General features: G+C 45.3%; 15 protein-coding genes. 3 read left to right on the top strand and 12 right to left on the bottom strand.

The window, feature by feature from the left end; all coding sequences use genetic code 11:
• Positions 1–365 precede the first annotated feature (365 nt).
• The 9 genes from cas6f to QQL66_RS14750 form a co-directional block, all read right to left on the bottom strand.
• Positions 366–1,001, bottom strand: a complete 636-nt coding sequence (gene cas6f, locus QQL66_RS14790) for a type I-F CRISPR-associated endoribonuclease Cas6/Csy4 (RefSeq protein WP_284382420.1) — start codon at positions 999–1,001, stop codon at positions 366–368.
• A gap of 8 nt (positions 1,002–1,009) precedes the next feature.
• A complete protein-coding gene (gene csy3 / locus QQL66_RS14785) occupies positions 1,010–2,026 on the bottom strand; it encodes a type I-F CRISPR-associated protein Csy3 (protein ID WP_348524848.1) in 1,017 nt (338 codons plus the stop codon).
• A gap of 22 nt (positions 2,027–2,048) precedes the next feature.
• Complete coding sequence (gene csy2, locus QQL66_RS14780; protein WP_284382417.1) at positions 2,049–2,978, bottom strand: type I-F CRISPR-associated protein Csy2; 930 nt, start codon at positions 2,976–2,978, stop codon at positions 2,049–2,051.
• Positions 2,978–4,315: a type I-F CRISPR-associated protein Csy1 gene (gene csy1 / locus QQL66_RS14775; protein ID WP_284382416.1), complete on the bottom strand. Its 1,338-nt coding sequence runs from the start codon at positions 4,313–4,315 to the stop codon at positions 2,978–2,980. Before csy1 ends, csy2 begins: the two co-directional genes overlap by 1 nt.
• Before the next feature lie 36 nt (positions 4,316–4,351).
• Positions 4,352–4,495 (bottom strand): hypothetical protein, encoded by a 144-nt coding sequence (locus QQL66_RS14770; RefSeq protein ID WP_284382415.1) that lies wholly within the window; start codon positions 4,493–4,495, stop codon positions 4,352–4,354.
• Positions 4,496–4,734: 239 nt separating this feature from the next.
• Positions 4,735–8,052 carry a type I-F CRISPR-associated helicase Cas3f gene (gene cas3f / locus QQL66_RS14765; protein ID WP_284382413.1) on the bottom strand — a complete coding sequence of 1,106 codons (3,318 nt, stop codon included), beginning with the start codon at positions 8,050–8,052 and terminating at the stop codon, positions 4,735–4,737.
• Positions 8,049–9,023 (bottom strand): type I-F CRISPR-associated endonuclease Cas1f, encoded by a 975-nt coding sequence (gene cas1f / locus QQL66_RS14760; protein WP_284382410.1) that lies wholly within the window; start codon positions 9,021–9,023, stop codon positions 8,049–8,051. Before cas1f ends, cas3f begins: the two co-directional genes overlap by 4 nt.
• 291 nt (positions 9,024–9,314) lie before the next feature.
• Positions 9,315–10,088 (bottom strand): ribonuclease H family protein, encoded by a 774-nt coding sequence (locus tag QQL66_RS14755; protein ID WP_284382409.1) that lies wholly within the window; start codon positions 10,086–10,088, stop codon positions 9,315–9,317.
• 50 nt (positions 10,089–10,138) lie between these two features.
• Positions 10,139–10,618 (bottom strand): hypothetical protein, encoded by a 480-nt coding sequence (locus QQL66_RS14750; protein WP_284382407.1) that lies wholly within the window; start codon positions 10,616–10,618, stop codon positions 10,139–10,141.
• Positions 10,619–10,730: 112 nt separating this feature from the next.
• Here QQL66_RS14750 and QQL66_RS14745 point away from each other — a divergent pair, with 112 nt between their 5' ends.
• From QQL66_RS14745 to QQL66_RS14735, 3 genes are all read left to right on the top strand, one after another.
• Positions 10,731–11,225 (top strand): hypothetical protein, encoded by a 495-nt coding sequence (locus tag QQL66_RS14745; protein WP_284382406.1) that lies wholly within the window; start codon positions 10,731–10,733, stop codon positions 11,223–11,225.
• 194 nt (positions 11,226–11,419) lie between these two features.
• A complete protein-coding gene (locus QQL66_RS14740) occupies positions 11,420–12,652 on the top strand; it encodes an acetyl-CoA C-acetyltransferase (RefSeq protein ID WP_284382404.1) in 1,233 nt (410 codons plus the stop codon).
• A gap of 39 nt (positions 12,653–12,691) precedes the next feature.
• Complete coding sequence (locus QQL66_RS14735) at positions 12,692–14,857, top strand: 3-hydroxyacyl-CoA dehydrogenase NAD-binding domain-containing protein (RefSeq protein ID WP_284382402.1); 2,166 nt, start codon at positions 12,692–12,694, stop codon at positions 14,855–14,857.
• Positions 14,858–14,937: 80 nt separating this feature from the next.
• Here the strand turns inward: QQL66_RS14735 and QQL66_RS14730 are convergent, their stop codons facing one another.
• The 3 genes from QQL66_RS14730 to QQL66_RS14720 form a co-directional block, all read right to left on the bottom strand.
• Positions 14,938–15,423 carry a 2-thiouracil desulfurase family protein gene (locus tag QQL66_RS14730; protein WP_284382400.1) on the bottom strand — a complete coding sequence of 162 codons (486 nt, stop codon included), beginning with the start codon at positions 15,421–15,423 and terminating at the stop codon, positions 14,938–14,940.
• Positions 15,424–15,515: 92 nt separating this feature from the next.
• Positions 15,516–15,941: a GFA family protein gene (locus tag QQL66_RS14725; protein ID WP_284382398.1), complete on the bottom strand. Its 426-nt coding sequence runs from the start codon at positions 15,939–15,941 to the stop codon at positions 15,516–15,518.
• Positions 15,942–16,047: 106 nt separating this feature from the next.
• Positions 16,048–17,085 (bottom strand): AraC family transcriptional regulator, encoded by a 1,038-nt coding sequence (locus QQL66_RS14720; RefSeq protein ID WP_284382396.1) that lies wholly within the window; start codon positions 17,083–17,085, stop codon positions 16,048–16,050.
• Between the last annotated feature and the right edge of the window lie 91 nt (positions 17,086–17,176).

The following is a 17,176-nucleotide window of genomic DNA, read 5'->3' as shown; positions in this document are numbered from 1 at the left end:
CTCTATTTTCTGAGCTGCCTGTGTGGCAGTGAACAAGTGCTGGCTTCTATTAAAAGCGTTCTTGAATTTCTGAGCTGCCTGTGTGGCAGTGAACTAGATGACCAGCCAGCACCCATTATTTACGTTTTTCTGAGCTGCCTGTGTGGCAGTGAACTATAGCTTTATTCAAAAAATTTTAGCTAAGTCAGTAAACTAGACGAACTTCGGAAAATAACCTAATTTTTTATCTAATTTGTAACCGACTGTTTTTCTTAACTTTTTAAAGAGCTAAATATTTTAGGTTTTTAATGCCTTTACGAACAATAAACGCATCGAATTCGATGCGTTTATCATAAGTGTATTGAAAGCTCTCAGACCTGAGAATTTCAAAACCAAGGAACGGTCGCAGGTGACTCATCCTGCTTGGAACTCAGACCATAGCAGTTGAATTTTCCCGTTACTGGTTGATTAGCTTCGACCTTCTCAATAAACAGAGGAAATCGACTGCTCATTTCCGGGCTTCGCTTTTTTGTTTGCTGGCTTTCAAGCCATATAAACGGCAGTTTGGAGTCTTTCTTATCTGAATTGGCTTTAAGCTTTTCCAGACATCCCTCAAAATCCACCCCAAACTTTTCTGATTGATGCTGCGCTTTACTCATTAAAGAAGATGCTCGACGCCCTTCACCTTTTACGTGTTTACGCTGAAAGCTCACATAGTTCTCGATATTCTCTGGCACATTTTTGACGGACGTTACATGCGCGTAGTCGGTATATCGAGTAAGCCAGTCAGAAATATTGAGTTGTTCTAACTGTGCAGATGAAGACGCTAACAAACGGAGTTTATTGCCTAACGGAAAGGGTTTTGCTCCATACCCAGGAAAGGAAAGCGCCACAGCGGATTCGTTTTCCCCTACTTTATGCTCCACCAACGCTAGGTGTATCTGTTGATACACCTTTTGCCAGAGGAAACCAAGGCTGATTTCGGCGTCCGCTAGAAGGGTTATGTCTATGTAATACTTCATGGTGTCACCTATTCAGATTTCTCACCATACACACCACCTCGAATCAGGTTGGCAATCACGTAATGTTGCTGATCAAGCGCTGGCTCTTGTCCTTTCAATACCCAGTTATCCAATAAGGTATAGAAATCCATCTTTTGCTTTGGCTGTCTGTAAGCTTTGCCTTGGCTTGTAACTGAACCGAATGGCTCAACAGAAATTGCACCAACACTTTCAGCTTCAGGAAACCAAGTATCAATTGTGCGTATTGCATTGCCTATTTTCTGAGAGTGCATCGCTGCCGTTTCATTTACTTGATATAAGGTTTTACTCTTTTTGTCCTTTGCCGTTCCACTATCTAACACCAACTCTTGAGACGGAAAGACTTCTTGCCCCTGCCCTAACTTCACAAAAGCTTTAACAGTAACTAAAGAAAAATCCTTGCCAGACAACCCCTTTTCAATAACGCTGCTAACCGAGTCCAAATCCGGAGAAGATTGATCAAAAGTCGAGAGTTTGAAATCGTACCCATTGAACTTCCAGGTATTACCAGACTCAGCTTCGTTTATATGAACTTGAATGGACTCTGCTCCCACACGGTTACGCCATAAAAAACGACCACTTGCTAAGTTCGTTGCATACCGCTTAGCCAGTTCTGAAAAGCCTTGCTGTTCAATGTAGTTGTTTACGGTTGTCTCTAGGGCTAAACGATAATCCTGGCTGTTACAGGTTGATGGTTGTTGCACACTTCCCAATACGCGCAAAGTGAATTCCACTTTCAACGTATCGTGCTCGAATGGCAAAGCAGCACTATCCACTTTCTGTAGGTTCGGTTTTTGAACTTCCTGATCCAGCTTGGCAGGGTCAGTCATGATCGCGTTTTTTTGTCGATTAGAAATGGTGCCTCTCACTGACTTTTCTTGAATCGAAATCCCTTGCCAATTGGCTTCATTATCAATGTCATTCCAGTTTCCTGAAAACATTAAGGCATCTGAATTAGAAAGTTTGCGTTCGAAAGCTAGTACAGAAGCGGTTTTTAAGTTGCTCATGGTCATAATCCTTTATTAAACGTTAGGCAATTTCAGTTAAGTTTGAATTTGGAGATTTATAGTCGTTCTGGCATAAGTACCACCCTTCTTCAGGCGCTGTGCTGTAATACCAAAGCAACTCGGTCAAATCGTTAATGCGATGAGGGCTTAGCCACTCACCCAAGGTATAGACGTATTCGACAAATCGAACCGGTGTTTCTTCATCACGGCTGCGAGCAACGCTTCCCGCTTGATAGAGAGGTGATATGGCTTTGTAACCGACAGGAATTGGCTTAATCCAACCTTTATACGGCCGCTGCAAGGGTTGCCCTTCACCATCGAAATGAAGCTTTGAGTTACCCAGCCACGTAGAAAAAGCAGGATCAGAATCCCCAGAAAAATGATGTTGTTGGTCAACCAACAAATCAGTGCGAGCGACCAGTACATAGCCTGGTAGAAAGGTTCGCAACCATAAGTTCACTTGCTCTTGCCGTTTTTCCTGTTTTTCATGAAGAGAAACGACACGGCTTGCAGCAAGTTGTTTAATTGTGCCGCCCGCCAAACGCTGGGTCAGAACAATGTTCTTAATAGCTTGTTCTAGCGCTTTAAACTCAGACTCATCCATTGGCGGCAGTTCATCTATACCAATGATTAGGCTTACCGTCATATGAGCACGCCCTTCTTCCACAAAAGAAGGCGTCTTGGCTTCTTTGGTCAAAGGGTTTCGGGTTAAAGAAAATACATGTTCTGAATATGCAGCAGCTTGAGCCGTCTGCGGCGACAGATCATGACATATCACTGCACAGCCACTTAGACGAAGTGGAATTTCCAAGACTGAGCGCTCAGATAACTTTCGCTCTAGAGAATGCATGAAGCCCAGAAAATGAGTGATCGCGGGAAACCCCCAGGTTTGACCTGCGATAGCATTGGCATTTTCCACCTGAAGATTACGAAGTGCGATAAATCCATCCATTAGAAATACTCCTTCCTAGCACGTTCAGTCAGCCGCAGTTCCTGAGCGACATATACCTTCCATTGGGCATGTTCCACATCCCCTGGATTTAGTGTTGAACTTCGCAATGCATTGTTGAGCCAAGTTGCAAACTTATGAGCCACTTGGTCATGCCACTTTTTAGCCTCCATATCTTGACGAAATTTTTCATCGTATTTAGCCCGACCTGGGTCTAACCAAAGTTGCTCATCCAGAGAAAGCTTACACTCAGGGTGCTCAGTCCAACCGGCAGGTTGAGTATGTAAGTGCGCTGCAAACAACAAGAGAATATCAACAATCTCTTCCACACCCGCTTTTCGCGCTTGTCGAATATCAAACGTTGAAGGATCGTTAAATACTTTTTCCAAATACGCTTTTAAACGATGTGCTGCTTTGGCTTTTTTGTAGGCTCTGCGTGGGAAAGCCGATTTAAAAACGGATTCGGTGTTATAGGGTAACTTTTCGATTTCCGTCCAAACGGGCGGTCGGTTATCTAACAAGTAGTTTTTGCCATAACGCTGAGAGTTTAATTGGGAGATATTTTGAGGCTTTGTGCCGCCATAGGTCTGCACGGCAAGATGAGGAAATCGGCTATGCCCCTTTGCTTTAAGTTCTTCATCTTTACTGAACTGAACTTCTCTTAGTTCACGACGCACATCATATACTTTTTGAGCAAACGCACTGGCAAACAAAGGGGAAAGTAAGTGATATTGGTGTGAATGATCACTATCTGATTCACCTGTATTAATAGGCCAATAGACTTGTTTCGCTAACTTGTGGGAACTGAGTTCTTTAGACGCAACGGCGTTTTTGAAACCAGCTAGCCAAGACTCTGCCTGAGTCTGATCGACAGCGATGGAAAGGAATGGAGTGACGTCATCTGCCAGTACACAGTCGACCAACTTTTTGCCTTCACACTCCAACATAAGCAGTTTGCCTACATCTAACGCTGCGGCATTCCCCACTATATCGAGGGCTGGGGTCTTGATTGACGCAGTTGACACATAGCCTTCACGGGTGTGTCTATAGTCTTCAGCCAAATACACATTACTGCCCTTCGCATCACTATGTAAGAACTTAATGGCATGTGTAACAAACTGAATTTGCCCCGCACGATTAGCTGCATCCGTTAGCCAGTTTACGGGTTTGAATTTTTCTTTCTCATCCCTCAGTTTATCTTCTAATGCTTCCAACTTGCTTTGATCAGCATTATCTGAACCCTGAAGTTTACTAATGTCCTTCTCCAGCTTTTCCAACTTATCGTTGGCCCGACTTTGGATATAGTCGAGTATCTTTTCGGTTAGCCCTTGAGCTTCCATTCTCACCTCATTATTTATTTCAAATATCTTCTATGATTACCACACACCAAATTGCTTGAGCATAATTAGAAGCCCAATAACTGTACTGCCCCCAACCACTTGAACTGCAACTGCCCAGCTCTTTTCGCCTGCCTCAAGGCTAACTTTCACACCTAAAACATCAGATCTTTTCTTTTCCATGACCCAAAGTACCCAATCGCGTTTTTGGTTATAATACAACCAACCGAATCCTCTATCAACACTACATATACTTCATGCTAAATAGGTTAAATAAAAATCCAGATAATTTTTAGTTGATTTTGATTCTCTCATCACATACTTTCCTGAAAACTGCCACACAGGCAGCTTAGAAATATTTAGCATGTAGCGTATGCTACTCTTTACTGCCGCGTAGGTAGCATAGACACCAGAGCCTTTCTTTAAAGGCTCTGGTGCACTCCATATCCCTCTGAATACTGCCATTGCTTCGTATCTTTTAAATTTCGCAAATTAATCGCACCAAAGGTCATGCAATTTATTAAGCGGTCTTTGTCTTGAGTTTCCGTACCTATGCGCTGCTCTATCAAGGCTGAATAACTGCTTGTTGCCCAGAAAGACACGCTAGATAAAGCCCTCCCTTCTTCCAAATCAAATGCCATATCAAAAAGCGCCCCCGACGGCTTATGCTCACCGCTGGTATGCCATGCATGAAAAACAGGCTGACCATCCTCGTCGCCCAAGTTAAGAAAATAATCTATTGATGGCATAGAGGCACGGAACCGGGTTTGGTCCTGTAACAAATAGGTATGATGACAGGGCTTCTCCCACCAAACACAAGCACTAAGGTCTTGCCGATTTAAAAGAGCGTCATACAGACGCTGATGCTCTAAATCCACTAAGCGATTGTGAACATCCAGTTCTTCGTTTTTATTGATCCGAGGAATTGAGCGTATCGTTTCGTAGTGCTCAGGAAGTAAAATTGTATTCAGGTCGTGACTACTCAGTTTTAATGTTTCTTTCTCAAACCCTGGCCGACAAAATGCAACGCCACCAGGTTTGTTCAGCGCTCGGTAATTGGTATTTAAAAGAACGAGATTGGCTTCGTTCACTGAAAGACGTCGATGACGATTTATGCGGCCAGCAAACTGAATGATCGAGCGCATGGAGCTGGGTTCTGCAATTCCCCAGGAGGCATCCCAGTCCCGCCCTACTTCCATCACGCTCGTACCTAGCACAACAAAAACATGGTGTTGAGCACCTGAATCGTTCAAAGCCTGCCGAATCTCAGGATGTTCCCACAACGCCTCTGGGTTATGACGATCAAAAACTCGATCTAATACATGTTCCATTGAAGAACGGACAATCAATGGTTGTTGCCCATGATAAACACATAAATGAAGCTGATACCCTTTCTTGATTGGTTGCTGAGCGATGAACTTTGCTAATGCCACCAAGGGGTTAATATTCGCCATTCGCACCAATCCCAAACTAAGGCTTTTCGTACCCTCGTTATTGCTTTCCTTATGGATATCGTGCAACTGATAAATACAGTCTAAAACCGTATTCCCCATTGACTGAATAACGTCACTGGGTTCAGTGGTAGTAATCGGAACATTGACCAATTTGGATCGCTGGGTCACTTCCGCTTTTAATAACTCTTGAACACGGTCATCGATAAACTCTTGATGACAAGACTTGAACGTTTCTGACGATGAAACGTTTGAGCTTGTGCTTTGCAACTCATCAAACCACGCACAACAAACTTGATCCGTTTGTTTACCCCTTGCTTGATTAAAGTGCTGACGTCCTTCTCTGTAACTATCAAACAAGGCATGAACAGTATCAGGCGGCAAAGTAGCGGAAGACAACAACACTCGGGCACCTAACATCCCAGCCCAGTTCACCATGCGGGTTAATGCCCAAGTGTCGTCAACATCAAAATCATCTGGCTCATCCAGAATCAGATCAGACGTCAGTAAGCGCAACATCGGGGCAATCTGCTTACCCCCGCGCTGAGCTTCAGTCGCAGGCATTAAATGATCTATGGTGCTAACCAAAATTGGCGCGTTAAGTAATTTCTGTAATTTAGGGCGATTAGCTAACCAAGGCTCTAGCGGGCCATCAGATTGGTAGCCGTTATAAATCACATTTTGGTTAATTTGAAGAATGTCTGCTTCGGATTCTGACCCCGTATCAACGGCTTTGTCTTCACAATAGCCAGCCTGGTTATCATCGTACAGTTGCTTAACCGCTTGTGAGCCGATCAATACAGCAAGCTCTTCATCAGTCACTCTAAGCCGAGATTTTAGTGCTTCACCTGTCTGTAGCGTTAAGGCTCTTAAGCCCAAAGCAATACTAAAACGGCAGCCTGCCTTACGGGATGATAGACCATACATAATTTTGGCATTAGCAAGCGTTTTCCCCTTGCCAGTAGAAGCCATATTTACACCAAAGAAACCGTTTTCTTCAGACTCTTCAGCTAACGATACTGCTAAGTCAGATGCTTTGTTCTGCCACTTAAATGGTTTTGCCTTACTTCGCTCTTCTAAGGCACGTACCTTATTCAGCGAAGGCAAGCTTACTTTTAAGTCTGGCAAGGCATTAACAAATTTGAGCGAGTTTCTCTGAACACCAATCAGATGTTCATCTAACTTTTGTTTAAACACCCCAGTGTCTCTATCCGTGTTGGCATAGATTGAGTAATTCTTATCCTGATCATCAGGGTTAGCATCCTGCGAAGAATAATGGTGATCAGCCAACATCAACGATAAGCGAGACAAATGCAAAGTAAACTTGTCATTCAGATAATTAGCATCAGCAGTAAAGCTCAAATAACGCAACGCCCTATCGGAAACCTTTCTAGCCTGCACACACCAATTTAAGCTTTTGATGGGAGAGCGATTGTTTACATCCCACACTTGCTTAAAGTCCGGTTTCTTCCACCCATCTTTCTTACTTTGAGGCGAGTTCCAAGTCGGAGTCAAATACTTGGTCAGATGAAAGTCTGTATGTTTAAAAGGAACGGAAGACTCACCCACTCTATCTTCCTTTTGATCTTTCTTAGAATGTTCAGGGCTTGGCAATTTATGATGTGTCAGAATTAACCATGCAACCGTTTGAGCCAGTGGAGGTAATGTCTTAAATGGGCTTGGCTGTGCTTCCTCTGGCGTATCCTGAACCAACTCACCCCATAAACCTTTTTCATCCGATGGCTGAATAAGACTTAGCTTTTCTAACCAACATTGATCATTCAAGCTGTCGCCTTTCTTAGACGACATCACAAAGGCTTCAAACATTCTCAATGAAACCCACTCATGGCGATAAGGTTCAGACACTGGCGTTTTTTGAGTGGAGTCGATCTTCTTCTGGAATAACTTATTTGCCTTTCCAAAGTCATGAAATAACGCAGCAATTGAACTAAGTAACCGAATAGCTTCCAAGGTATGCCATTGGTTTTCTACAAGATGAACTTCTTTGTCGGTTGTGTTTACAGGGACTCGACCTACCTCATCAAATTTGTCCCTCTTGCCCACCACCCACAGCAAATCACTTCTCGAACGTGAACGAACCCAATGGCAACTGACTGCGGTACTTTTACTGGCCGTTTTTCTCAATAACTTCTTAACCGCCTCCAAACCTTCTTGAGTAATCACGGTTTGCCAAGTGTTATCCCCTATGCGATCTGCAAAGGCATCTAATACTCTGCGGGTTTTCTTGAGTGCGTTCTTTTCGCATTGGGAGACAAAGATAACCATCATAGGCCTATTCCTTGTATTGGCTCCTCTTCAGGCTCCCCGCGCAAGGCCAGCTCCTTAACTTGATCAAACATGTATTCGAGGGATTTGTGTTGAGTAAATGCCAATAAGCATTGCTGACGGAATTCTTGCTCTGTGGCGTTTTCTTTGGCACAGATAAAAGCCCAAGGGAGAACGATGGCGTCTTTGATCAGATCGGCAATATCGAAGACCAAGGCACCGCGCCGGGTCTTCCCGTGCATTACCGCAAAACCATGAGGAATACCCAATACCCAAAGTGTGGTTGCAGCCAAGCCGTAAGCTAAGTAATTCCCATGATTCAAGAAAACGTTGGCTTTGTCGGTGCTTTCACGCTGACGTTTGAAATCACCAAAGTCGATGGCATTAACGATGTATTTATAAAGTGACTTGGTAAGTTCGGCTTCTGTTAGTAGGAGGTCAGCATGTTTCGTGGCAGCCCTTAGACGATCTTGATAACGAATCAAGGCGCTTTGGAGATCGGAATCCTCTAGACAGAAACCTTCGTTTTTCAGGTCACGATCTTTACTCCACACCATTTGTAAGTATTCAATTCGGGCCTGTTGAATGTGTACCCCTGCCGCAAAACGCTCTTTTTCATCGAACCAAAAGCTTAACCAGCCTTGCAGGTACTGAGTGGGTCGATACTCACTTTGCGGTGTCATCCACTCAATTTCTGTCGCCATAAGTAGCGGTGTTCCGCCGCCACCACAAAAGCCGACCAATACGCCCGCTTGCGCCAGCATCCGCATCGCAGCTTGAGTGATTGAGGTTCCGGTGCCAAGTAGAATGACCGTGGTATTGGCAATGGGAATGTTGTAATAGAGGTTTTGCTTAGTCGCTTCTGTGAGATACAAAACACGACCATCTTTCTGCATTACCCGGCAGTGTTCCAGATAATAAAGATTGGCACGATGGGAATGAAGAATGGCCTTTAGATCGGTCAACTGATCCATGAGAAATTCCTTTTATTATTGTTCTTAACCGTTCACTGTTCCGTGTGAACTAATCAACACTACCATACTTGATTGACTTGTAAATACAGTATAGTAGTCAACTGAAATTCCTCTGCGTTAAATCAACACCGAGTTTTCAAAATCTACTTACGTGTGTTCCTGTGAGCGTTTAACAACTTATTTTCTAGGGAAAGGAAAATTATGAGAAAGGCATTAGCACTTATGCCTGTTGTTGTCTTCCAACCAACTTGGTGGGCTGCTCCTTATTAGGGAGCATTTGATTAGAAAATCCTACCCCGCCCTCATCCTGAGTATCGCACCAATATCTAACGCTTCTTGGTATTGCACAAATTCCCGAACTTTGGATTCCATCGCGAGGATGGACATACGATCTGCCAGTTCATTGCCCTCAACGCCCACATGACCATTCACATGAAGGATCTGAATCTTGTCTTTGAGGGTTAAGTACAAGGCATAGATGCTTTTAATGAGTTCGAGGTTTTTGATCTCGCCGCCGGATTTTTTCCAGCCTTTGGCTTTCCAGCCCGATGCCCATTGGGTGATGCATTGAATGGAGTATTTGGAATCGCAGAAGACAGCGACGGAGTTGCCTTCGTCCAGTTCTTTCTCGGCGATCAGCAGTGCTTGATGAAGTGCATTCAGTTCAGCGGTGTTGTTGGTGCCCATCGGGTTGTAAAGCCCATACCAAAGCTCGGCAACCTGATTATTCCGGTATAACGCTATGCCAGAACCGGCTTCTCCCGGATTTGGTTCGCAACCACCGTCCGTAAAGATTTTGGTGTGAGCATCCAACGCCTTTACTTCTTGAGCCGTGTAGGTTTTAACGGAGGATTTATTAGCTCCGCCCTTTGCAGTATTTGTTTTTGAAGTACTCGCTGAAGATCCAGAGCTACCACCACTATATGCGGCGTCGGCTTCGGCGCGAGTTTTGAAAGATTTGTAGCGTGCACCTGGGAATTGATCCACTTGCGCCTTACAGCTGTTCCAATCGGTATAAATGCCAGGTGTTCGGCCTTTCCAGACCACATAAAACTTCGATGCCACCTAGAAAGACCTCGTTTGTTCGGTAAAAAATAAAAACTAATAAATTCGTATTACAACTGACTGAGTAACTCTTGCTTACTGCTTTCACTCAACCCTTTACAGAAACGGTTGGTTTTATCGACATGGCACTGTTTAAGTAAGTCGTAAGAATAGAAATTGTATCTGGCAATGGTGCCTTTGTGATGTCTCATGCATAGAAAACGGTAGCCACGATAGGTAATTGCAGATCCAAAGTCGTGCGGGTTTGTGCTGGTAGAGAAGCACCCTTCAACGGTGTAATCACCTGACTCATCCATATAGGTTTTACGGTATTTTTTACCGGATTTATCAAGACTGGTCTGCACTTTATAGAGGTGGTTAAACTCCTCTGAAGACATGCCCTTACGCTTATTTTTCGACAAGCGTTCATCTTCACATGGCGTATTACTGATGTAGAGTTTTCCCCGCTCATCTTTACAGCCAAAAGAAGCGGCCCAAGTCGAAGCAGATATACATATCAGGCATGCGGTTAGAATACTTTTATAAAACATGAACTAGTCCCTTAGTTTTTTATTAATAATTTCATTTTTAGGTTAACTATTCGGACTTAAATCTGTAAAGTGCCGCCTTGAAAACATACCTAAAAAAATTTGCCTACTTTATATGATAACCAAGCACGTTAAAGTCCTTATTTTAATCCTATGTACCTGGGTTCAACCCTCTTTTTCCGAAGAGTGGTTAGAAGAAGGCGATAAATTCAGCTTTCAGACCAGCGTTTATACCAAACACTGGAATCCCAAACCAGAGCACAACAACAATCAGAAGCTGTTCAGCATTGAGTTGAATAAGAAAAATCGTTGGTTAGTGGGTTTTGCAGCCTTTAAAAACTCCTTCGATCAGAACACACAATATCTGTATGCGGGTTATACCTGGGCATTGCCAGAAACGCAGGACATTGGCTACTTCAAGCTGACCGCTGGCCCAATGCATGGCTACAAAGGTAAGTACAAAGATAAGATTCCGTTGAATCAGGCGGGAATTGCGCCTGCTGTGCTTCCTTCCTTCGGTGTGTCTTACCAGCAGTTTAAATCTGAGCTTGTGGTATTTGGTGCCGCTGGTGCCATGTTAACAATGGGCTTTGAATTCCCACCAATGTAACCCCCTCATCTTTGCTGTTGGCGAAACCTTTGGTTTAGGTCTCTGATCACTCTCGCCAACCAAGTCGAGCAGCTCGGCCATTTTGCCCACTCACTCAAGTGGGCTACCCTGTTTTCATCCGTAGCATACTAATCCATTTGTAATAGCGTTATTTCTCTTTAACGACGTTTACATCATACGTGAAGGAAACGGTAATGACCGAGTCTGTATATATTTTCGATGCAATTCGCACCCCACGTGGAAAAGGCAAAAAAGGCGGTGCCCTTTACTCCATGAAGCCCGTCTCTTTGATGGCAAATATCCTTAATGAACTGAAAGATCGTAACCAGTTAGACACTGATCAGGTAGACGATATTGTACTTGGCTGCGTTACCCCTGTGGGCGAGCAAGGGGCGAACATCGCTAAGACTGCGGCGTTAATGGCCGATTGGTCAGAGCGCCCGGCGGGCGTTCAAATCAACCGTTTCTGTGCATCAGGCTTGGAAGCTGTGAACTTAGCTGCTCAAAAGATTGCATCCGGCTGGGAAGATCTAGTGGTGGCCGGTGGTGTCGAAGTAATGTCTCGTGTGCCGATGGGCTCAGACGGTGGCCCAATGGCGATGGACCCACAAACCAGCTTTGATACTTATTTTGTTCCTCAAGGCATTGGTGCCGATACTATTGCGACCATTGAAGGTTTCACTCGTGAAGACGTCGATGCCTTCGCTCTGAATTCTCAAAAGAAAGCAGCTGCTGCCTGGGCCGCTGGCGCGTTTGATAAGTCGGTTATTCCGGTGAAAGATCAAAACGGTGTGATTCTTCTGGAAAAAGATGAGCTGATTCGTCCAGACGCCTCAATAGAAGCCTTCGCTAGCTTAAAGCCGTCTTTTGCGATGATGGGCCAAATGGGCTTTGATTCCACCGCCCTTCGCAAGTATTCCTTCCTGAAAGAAATCAATCACGTTCATACACCGGGTAACTCATCCGGCATCGTCGATGGTGCGACCGCCATCCTGATGGGCAATGAAGCAAAAGGGAAAGAACTTGGCTTGACCGCTCGCGGCCGAATTGTGGCAACGGCTGTAACCTCCACCGACCCAACCATTATGTTGACTGGCCCTACCCCAGCCACGGTGAAAGTACTTCAAAAAGCAGGCATGACGGTTGATCAAATTGATCTGTTTGAAGTGAACGAAGCCTTTGCCTCAGTGGTGATGAAATTCCAAAAAGACTTGGGCGTACCGGACGAAAAAGTGAATGTAAACGGTGGTTCAATTGCAATGGGTCACCCGCTAGGGGCGACTGGCGCAATTATCATAGGCACCGTATTGGACGAACTGGAACGTCGCAACCTTCGCTACGGCTTATGTACCTTATGTGTTGGTGGCGGAATGGGTATCGCAACGATTGTTGAAAATGTTGCCGTTCTAGATAAATCATCAAACTAATTAAGTGACGATTAAAGCGCTATTTTGGGAGAAAGAATTATGACTACTGAAGCTATCCGTTATGAGATCGACGGAGATAACATCGTCACGTTAACTATGGACATGCCGGGCCAATCCGCCAACACCATGAATGCCGGATACCGAGCAGCGATGGACGAAACCGTCGAGCGTTTGTTTAAAGAGCAAGACAACATCGCTGGCATTATCCTCACCTCAGCGAAAAAGACCTTCTTTGCTGGCGGCGATTTGAACGAACTGATTCAAGTGACCGAAGAAAACGCGCCTGAATTCCATAACATGGTTGAAGGCTTAAAGCGTCAACTGCGTGCCATCGAAACCTTGGGTAAACCAGTGGTAGCTGCAATTAATGGCGCAGCACTAGGCGGCGGTTGGGAAATCGCACTGGCTTGCCACCATCGAATTTGTTTGGCCGATGAACGCATCCAACTGGGCTTACCGGAAGTTACCCTTGGTCTGTTGCCTGGTGGCGGTGGTATCGCTCGTACGGTGCGTATGCTGGGTCTTGAGAAAGCCTTTCCGCTGTTGATTGAAGGCAAAAAACTTCGTCCTTCTGCCGCATTGAAAATGGGACTCATCCATGACACGGCAGATTCCATCGACGAGATGATCAGCAAAGCCAAAGCGTGGATCAAAGCCAATCCTAAGAGCCAACAACCGTTCGATGTGAAGGGCTATAAAATTCCAGGTGGTAACGCCAACAACCCTAAGACCGCGCAGATGCTTGCCATAGCCCCGTCGATGGTGACCGACAAAACCAAAGGCTGCTATCCAGCCCCTGAAGCCATTGTGGCAGCCGCTGCGGAAGGCGCCCTCGTAGACTTCGAAACGGCGTGCACGATTGAAAGTCGCTACTTCACTCAATTAGCTAAAGGCCAAGTTGCCAAAAACATGATTGGCACTTTCTTCTTCCAGCTGAATGACGTGAATGCTGGTAAGTCTCGCCCTCAAGGCATCGCCAAAACTACTTTCAAGAAAGTAGGTATCATTGGTGCAGGCATGATGGGTGCGGGTATCGCCTACTCTTCGGCCATTCGCGGTTTGGACGTGGTGCTTAAAGACATCTCTCAAGAAGCGGCAGACAAAGGTAAAGCCTACTCAGAAAAGCTTCTGACCAAGCAAGTATCTCGTAAGCGTAAAACGGAAGAAGAGAAACAAGAGATTCTTAGCCGCATTACAGCGACTGCCGATCATAATGACTTTGCGGGCTGCGATTTAATCATCGAAGCGGTGTTTGAAGATCGCGGTCTTAAAGCCAAAGTGACTCAAGAAGCGGAAAGCGTGTTGGCAGAAGGCACCATCATCTCTTCCAACACCTCAACGCTGCCAATTACTGGTTTGGCAGAAGCGGTTGGTGATCCGACTAAATTTGTGGGTCTGCACTTCTTCTCACCAGTCGATAAGATGCCGTTGGTTGAAATCATCAAAGGCGAACAAACCAGCGATGAGACTTTGGCTCACGCCTTCGACTTTGTTCAGCAAATCAAGAAGACACCGATTGTAGTGAATGACAGCCGTGGCTTCTTCACCTCCCGTGTATTTGCGACCTACGTGACCGAAGGTGCAGCTCTGGTCGGTGAAGGCGTGAATCCTCGTCGAATCGATATGGAAGCGCAAAAAGCCGGTATGCCGGTTGGGCCGTTAACTGTGACAGATGAAGTAACGCTAACGCTGATGCAACACATCCGTAACCAAGCAAAAGCAGATATGGAAGCCGGCGTAGGTGATGACATCATTTCGCTGGAACACCCAGGCTTCTATGTGGTTGATCAAATGGTAAATGAATTTGATCGTAAAGGTCGTGCCTCTGGTGCCGGTTTCTACGATTATCCTGAGAAAGGTAATAAGCACTTGTGGCCTGGATTGAAAGAGCATTTCTACAAGGATCAAGGCGATGCTGACATTTCAAATCAGGATATCCAGGATCGTTTGCTGTACATCCAAGCCATCGAAACTCTGCGCTGCCTGGATGAAAACGTACTGACCAACATCGCCGACGGCAACATTGGTTCGATCTTTGGTTTAGGCTTCTCACCGGCGATGGGTGGTGCGCTTCAGTTCATCAACCACGTGGGTACTCGTAAGTTTACGGAACGTGCACGTGAATTGACTAAGCGCTTTGGTGAACGCTTTGAGCCACCAGCTTCTTTAGTGAAACTGGCTGAAACGAATGCGCCGCTAGTTTAAGTCGTTAAAGACTCGACGGGAGACGCTGTATGTTTATAGCGCTTCCCGTCACTCCATCAGTACGAACTGTTCTTAAGCTTTCACGCTTCCAATTTCTCAAGAAACGCTCTCGCCTCTTCCAACGAAAACTGACTAAACACCTTAATCCCATTCTCCGAAAGCAATTTGGCCGTTATTCCTTTGCCTGGGATTTTGGTGTTTGAGAAACTGCCATCGTAGATAAGTGTGCTACCACAACTTGGGCTGGATTCAGTCAGTACAGCAACTTTGATGTTGAAACGTTGACACAGAGCCAAAGCGTTTTCTGCACCTTTGAGGAACTCAGACGATACGTCCTCGCCGGTATCATCCACAACTCGTCCATCAAGTTGAAGCTCTGCTGGGGGTCTTGGGGTGGGTAATCCGCCGGATACTTCTGGGCAAATGCTAACAATTCGGCCTTCTTTCGCCCAGCTATCCAAAATGGCTTGAGCTTGGGTATCTACCTTTTCAGCCACGTTAAGATCCGTTCCGTTATATCGAACCGGATTGCCTAAAAAGCAGGCACTCACCAACACTTTTTCCAAATTGATTCTCCAACGACGCTGCCCAAGGCACACCTTGAGCAGGTCAAAATCAGTGGTTATTTAGGAATTAACGTTTAGCAATAACGTATTGATCAACTGTCAGCCCCGGTCACCATCGCGATGAATTCGGTTTCAGTCATATTGTGAGTTTCATTACCAAAGTGATAGAACTCTGGCTTTTTATCAATGAAGATTTGCTGTTTAAACTCAAACTGAGAGGCATCATCAAAGAAGCCAGCAGGCACGATGTATTCGTTGCTTTGTTTTACTCGATAATACAAGTGCGTACCACAGTGTTTGCAGAACGCACGCTCGCCCCATTCCGAAGAATTGTACGCTGTAATGTGTTCCTGACCGTCAAATTTTAGGTTAGGAATGCCGTTAGTAGCGAAGAACGGGCCACCGCCCCAGCGACGACACATGCTGCAATGGCATACACCCACTTGTGGCTTCATTTGAGTAGTAAGAGAGACTTTGCCACATAGGCAATGACCGTGCATTTCGATTGTTTCAGACATTTGAATTCCTCCTTGAAGTTCGCATTAAGAATGAAAGACTAACCTAAATCCTAACCACGTCCATAGGTTTTTATCCGAAAAGCATTAAGGAATTAATCAGAGATTCCTAACTCTTATGACCCTTTCGGTAATCCCCTGGCGTTAAGCCCGTCCATTTCTTGAATGCACGATGGAAGGTGCTGGCTTCGGAAAAGCCCATTTGCTCAGCAATGTCCTGAATGCTCAGTTCTGGATGATCCAACAATCCAATGGCGGTATCGCGACGGAGGGAGTCTTTAATTTCCTGAAAGTTAGTGCCCTCTTCTCTGAGTTTCCGACGCAGAGACTGAGGTGCAAGGTGAACCTGATCGGCCAACCAATCAAACTCAGGAAAGTCAGAGGTAAAATCACGCCCTAGTAAGCTTCTGACCTTCGCCGTCATAGTGTTGCGCTCTTCAGGACGAGCCAATAGGTTCGCGGGGGACACCTGCAAAAATTCTTTCATTTTGAGTTCGGATTGCATCAGAGGAAGCTGCAGGTATTTCTCATCAAATACCAATGCTGTTTGAGCACAATCAAACACCACAGGACAAGCAAATAATTGCCAGTATTCTTTTTCATGAGCGGGTGCAGGATAAGCCAGTCGCACCTCTTTAAGCGGAATACGACGATCCACCAACCAACTGGAAAAACGATGCCAGATCACCAGTAGGCTTTCACTGAGAAAGCGATCCGGGTCAAAGTCCAAATCAATGTTAATAAAAGCCAAGGTGGTATTTTCACCATCTTTGCGAAGCTTAATAGCAACACTGCCATCGAACAGGCCGTAAAACTGCCCTGCTCGTCTTAGTGCATGTTCCAGGGTATGGCAGTGAATAACCGCCTTACACATCATGGAAAAGCAGCCTAACGGACTGGTCACCGGAGCCAGGCCCATGTACTCATCTTTCAATTTGATCCAGAGAGAGCGAATCAATACTGCATATTGGGCGGCTGAAATTCGAAAGTTCGGTTCGGTTAACACATCAGTCGGGACAGCAATACTCGCAAGAAACGCTTCGAGGTCGATATCTCTGTTCTCGGCGCCACGCAATGCAGCCATTACAAAGTTTCTAGGAATCGTATGATTATTAATTGTCATAGCTACCAGTGTTTTGTCTGCCAATTGTACCGCTGTCCGCGAGTTGAACTCTTGCCTGCTATTGAAGCCATTATCGATTCAGCAAGCGTGCTCCCAAGAGAGATAGAAAATGCCA

Origin of the sequence: Litoribrevibacter albus, assembly GCF_030159995.1 — a bacterium.
In the GTDB taxonomy this organism is placed as follows: domain Bacteria; phylum Pseudomonadota; class Gammaproteobacteria; order Pseudomonadales; family Litoribrevibacteraceae; genus Litoribrevibacter; species Litoribrevibacter albus.
Note: the sequence above shows the minus strand (reverse complement) of the source record. Positions and strands in the feature narration are given on the sequence as shown.

Bases quoted from the DNA above. Each gene is read 5' to 3' on its own strand.
- QQL66_RS14725 (WP_284382398.1), bottom strand. From the start codon at position 15,941: ATGTCTGAAACAATCGAAATGCACGGTCATTGCCTATGTGGCAAAGTC.
- QQL66_RS14745 (WP_284382406.1), top strand. From the start codon at position 10,731: ATGATAACCAAGCACGTTAAAGTCCTTATTTTAATCCTATGTACCTGG.
- QQL66_RS14770 (WP_284382415.1), bottom strand. From the start codon at position 4,495: ATGGAAAAGAAAAGATCTGATGTTTTAGGTGTGAAAGTTAGCCTTGAG.
- cas1f (WP_284382410.1), bottom strand. From the start codon at position 9,023: ATGGATCAGTTGACCGATCTAAAGGCCATTCTTCATTCCCATCGTGCC.
- QQL66_RS14735 (WP_284382402.1), top strand. From the start codon at position 12,692: ATGACTACTGAAGCTATCCGTTATGAGATCGACGGAGATAACATCGTC.
- cas6f (WP_284382420.1), bottom strand. From the start codon at position 1,001: ATGAAGTATTACATAGACATAACCCTTCTAGCGGACGCCGAAATCAGC.
- csy1 (WP_284382416.1), bottom strand. From the start codon at position 4,315: ATGGAAGCTCAAGGGCTAACCGAAAAGATACTCGACTATATCCAAAGT.
- QQL66_RS14750 (WP_284382407.1), bottom strand. From the start codon at position 10,618: ATGTTTTATAAAAGTATTCTAACCGCATGCCTGATATGTATATCTGCT.
- csy3 (WP_348524848.1), bottom strand. From the start codon at position 2,026: ATGAGCAACTTAAAAACCGCTTCTGTACTAGCTTTCGAACGCAAACTT.
- QQL66_RS14740 (WP_284382404.1), top strand. From the start codon at position 11,420: ATGACCGAGTCTGTATATATTTTCGATGCAATTCGCACCCCACGTGGA.
- cas3f (WP_284382413.1), bottom strand. From the start codon at position 8,052: ATGATGGTTATCTTTGTCTCCCAATGCGAAAAGAACGCACTCAAGAAA.
- csy2 (WP_284382417.1), bottom strand. From the start codon at position 2,978: ATGGATGGATTTATCGCACTTCGTAATCTTCAGGTGGAAAATGCCAAT.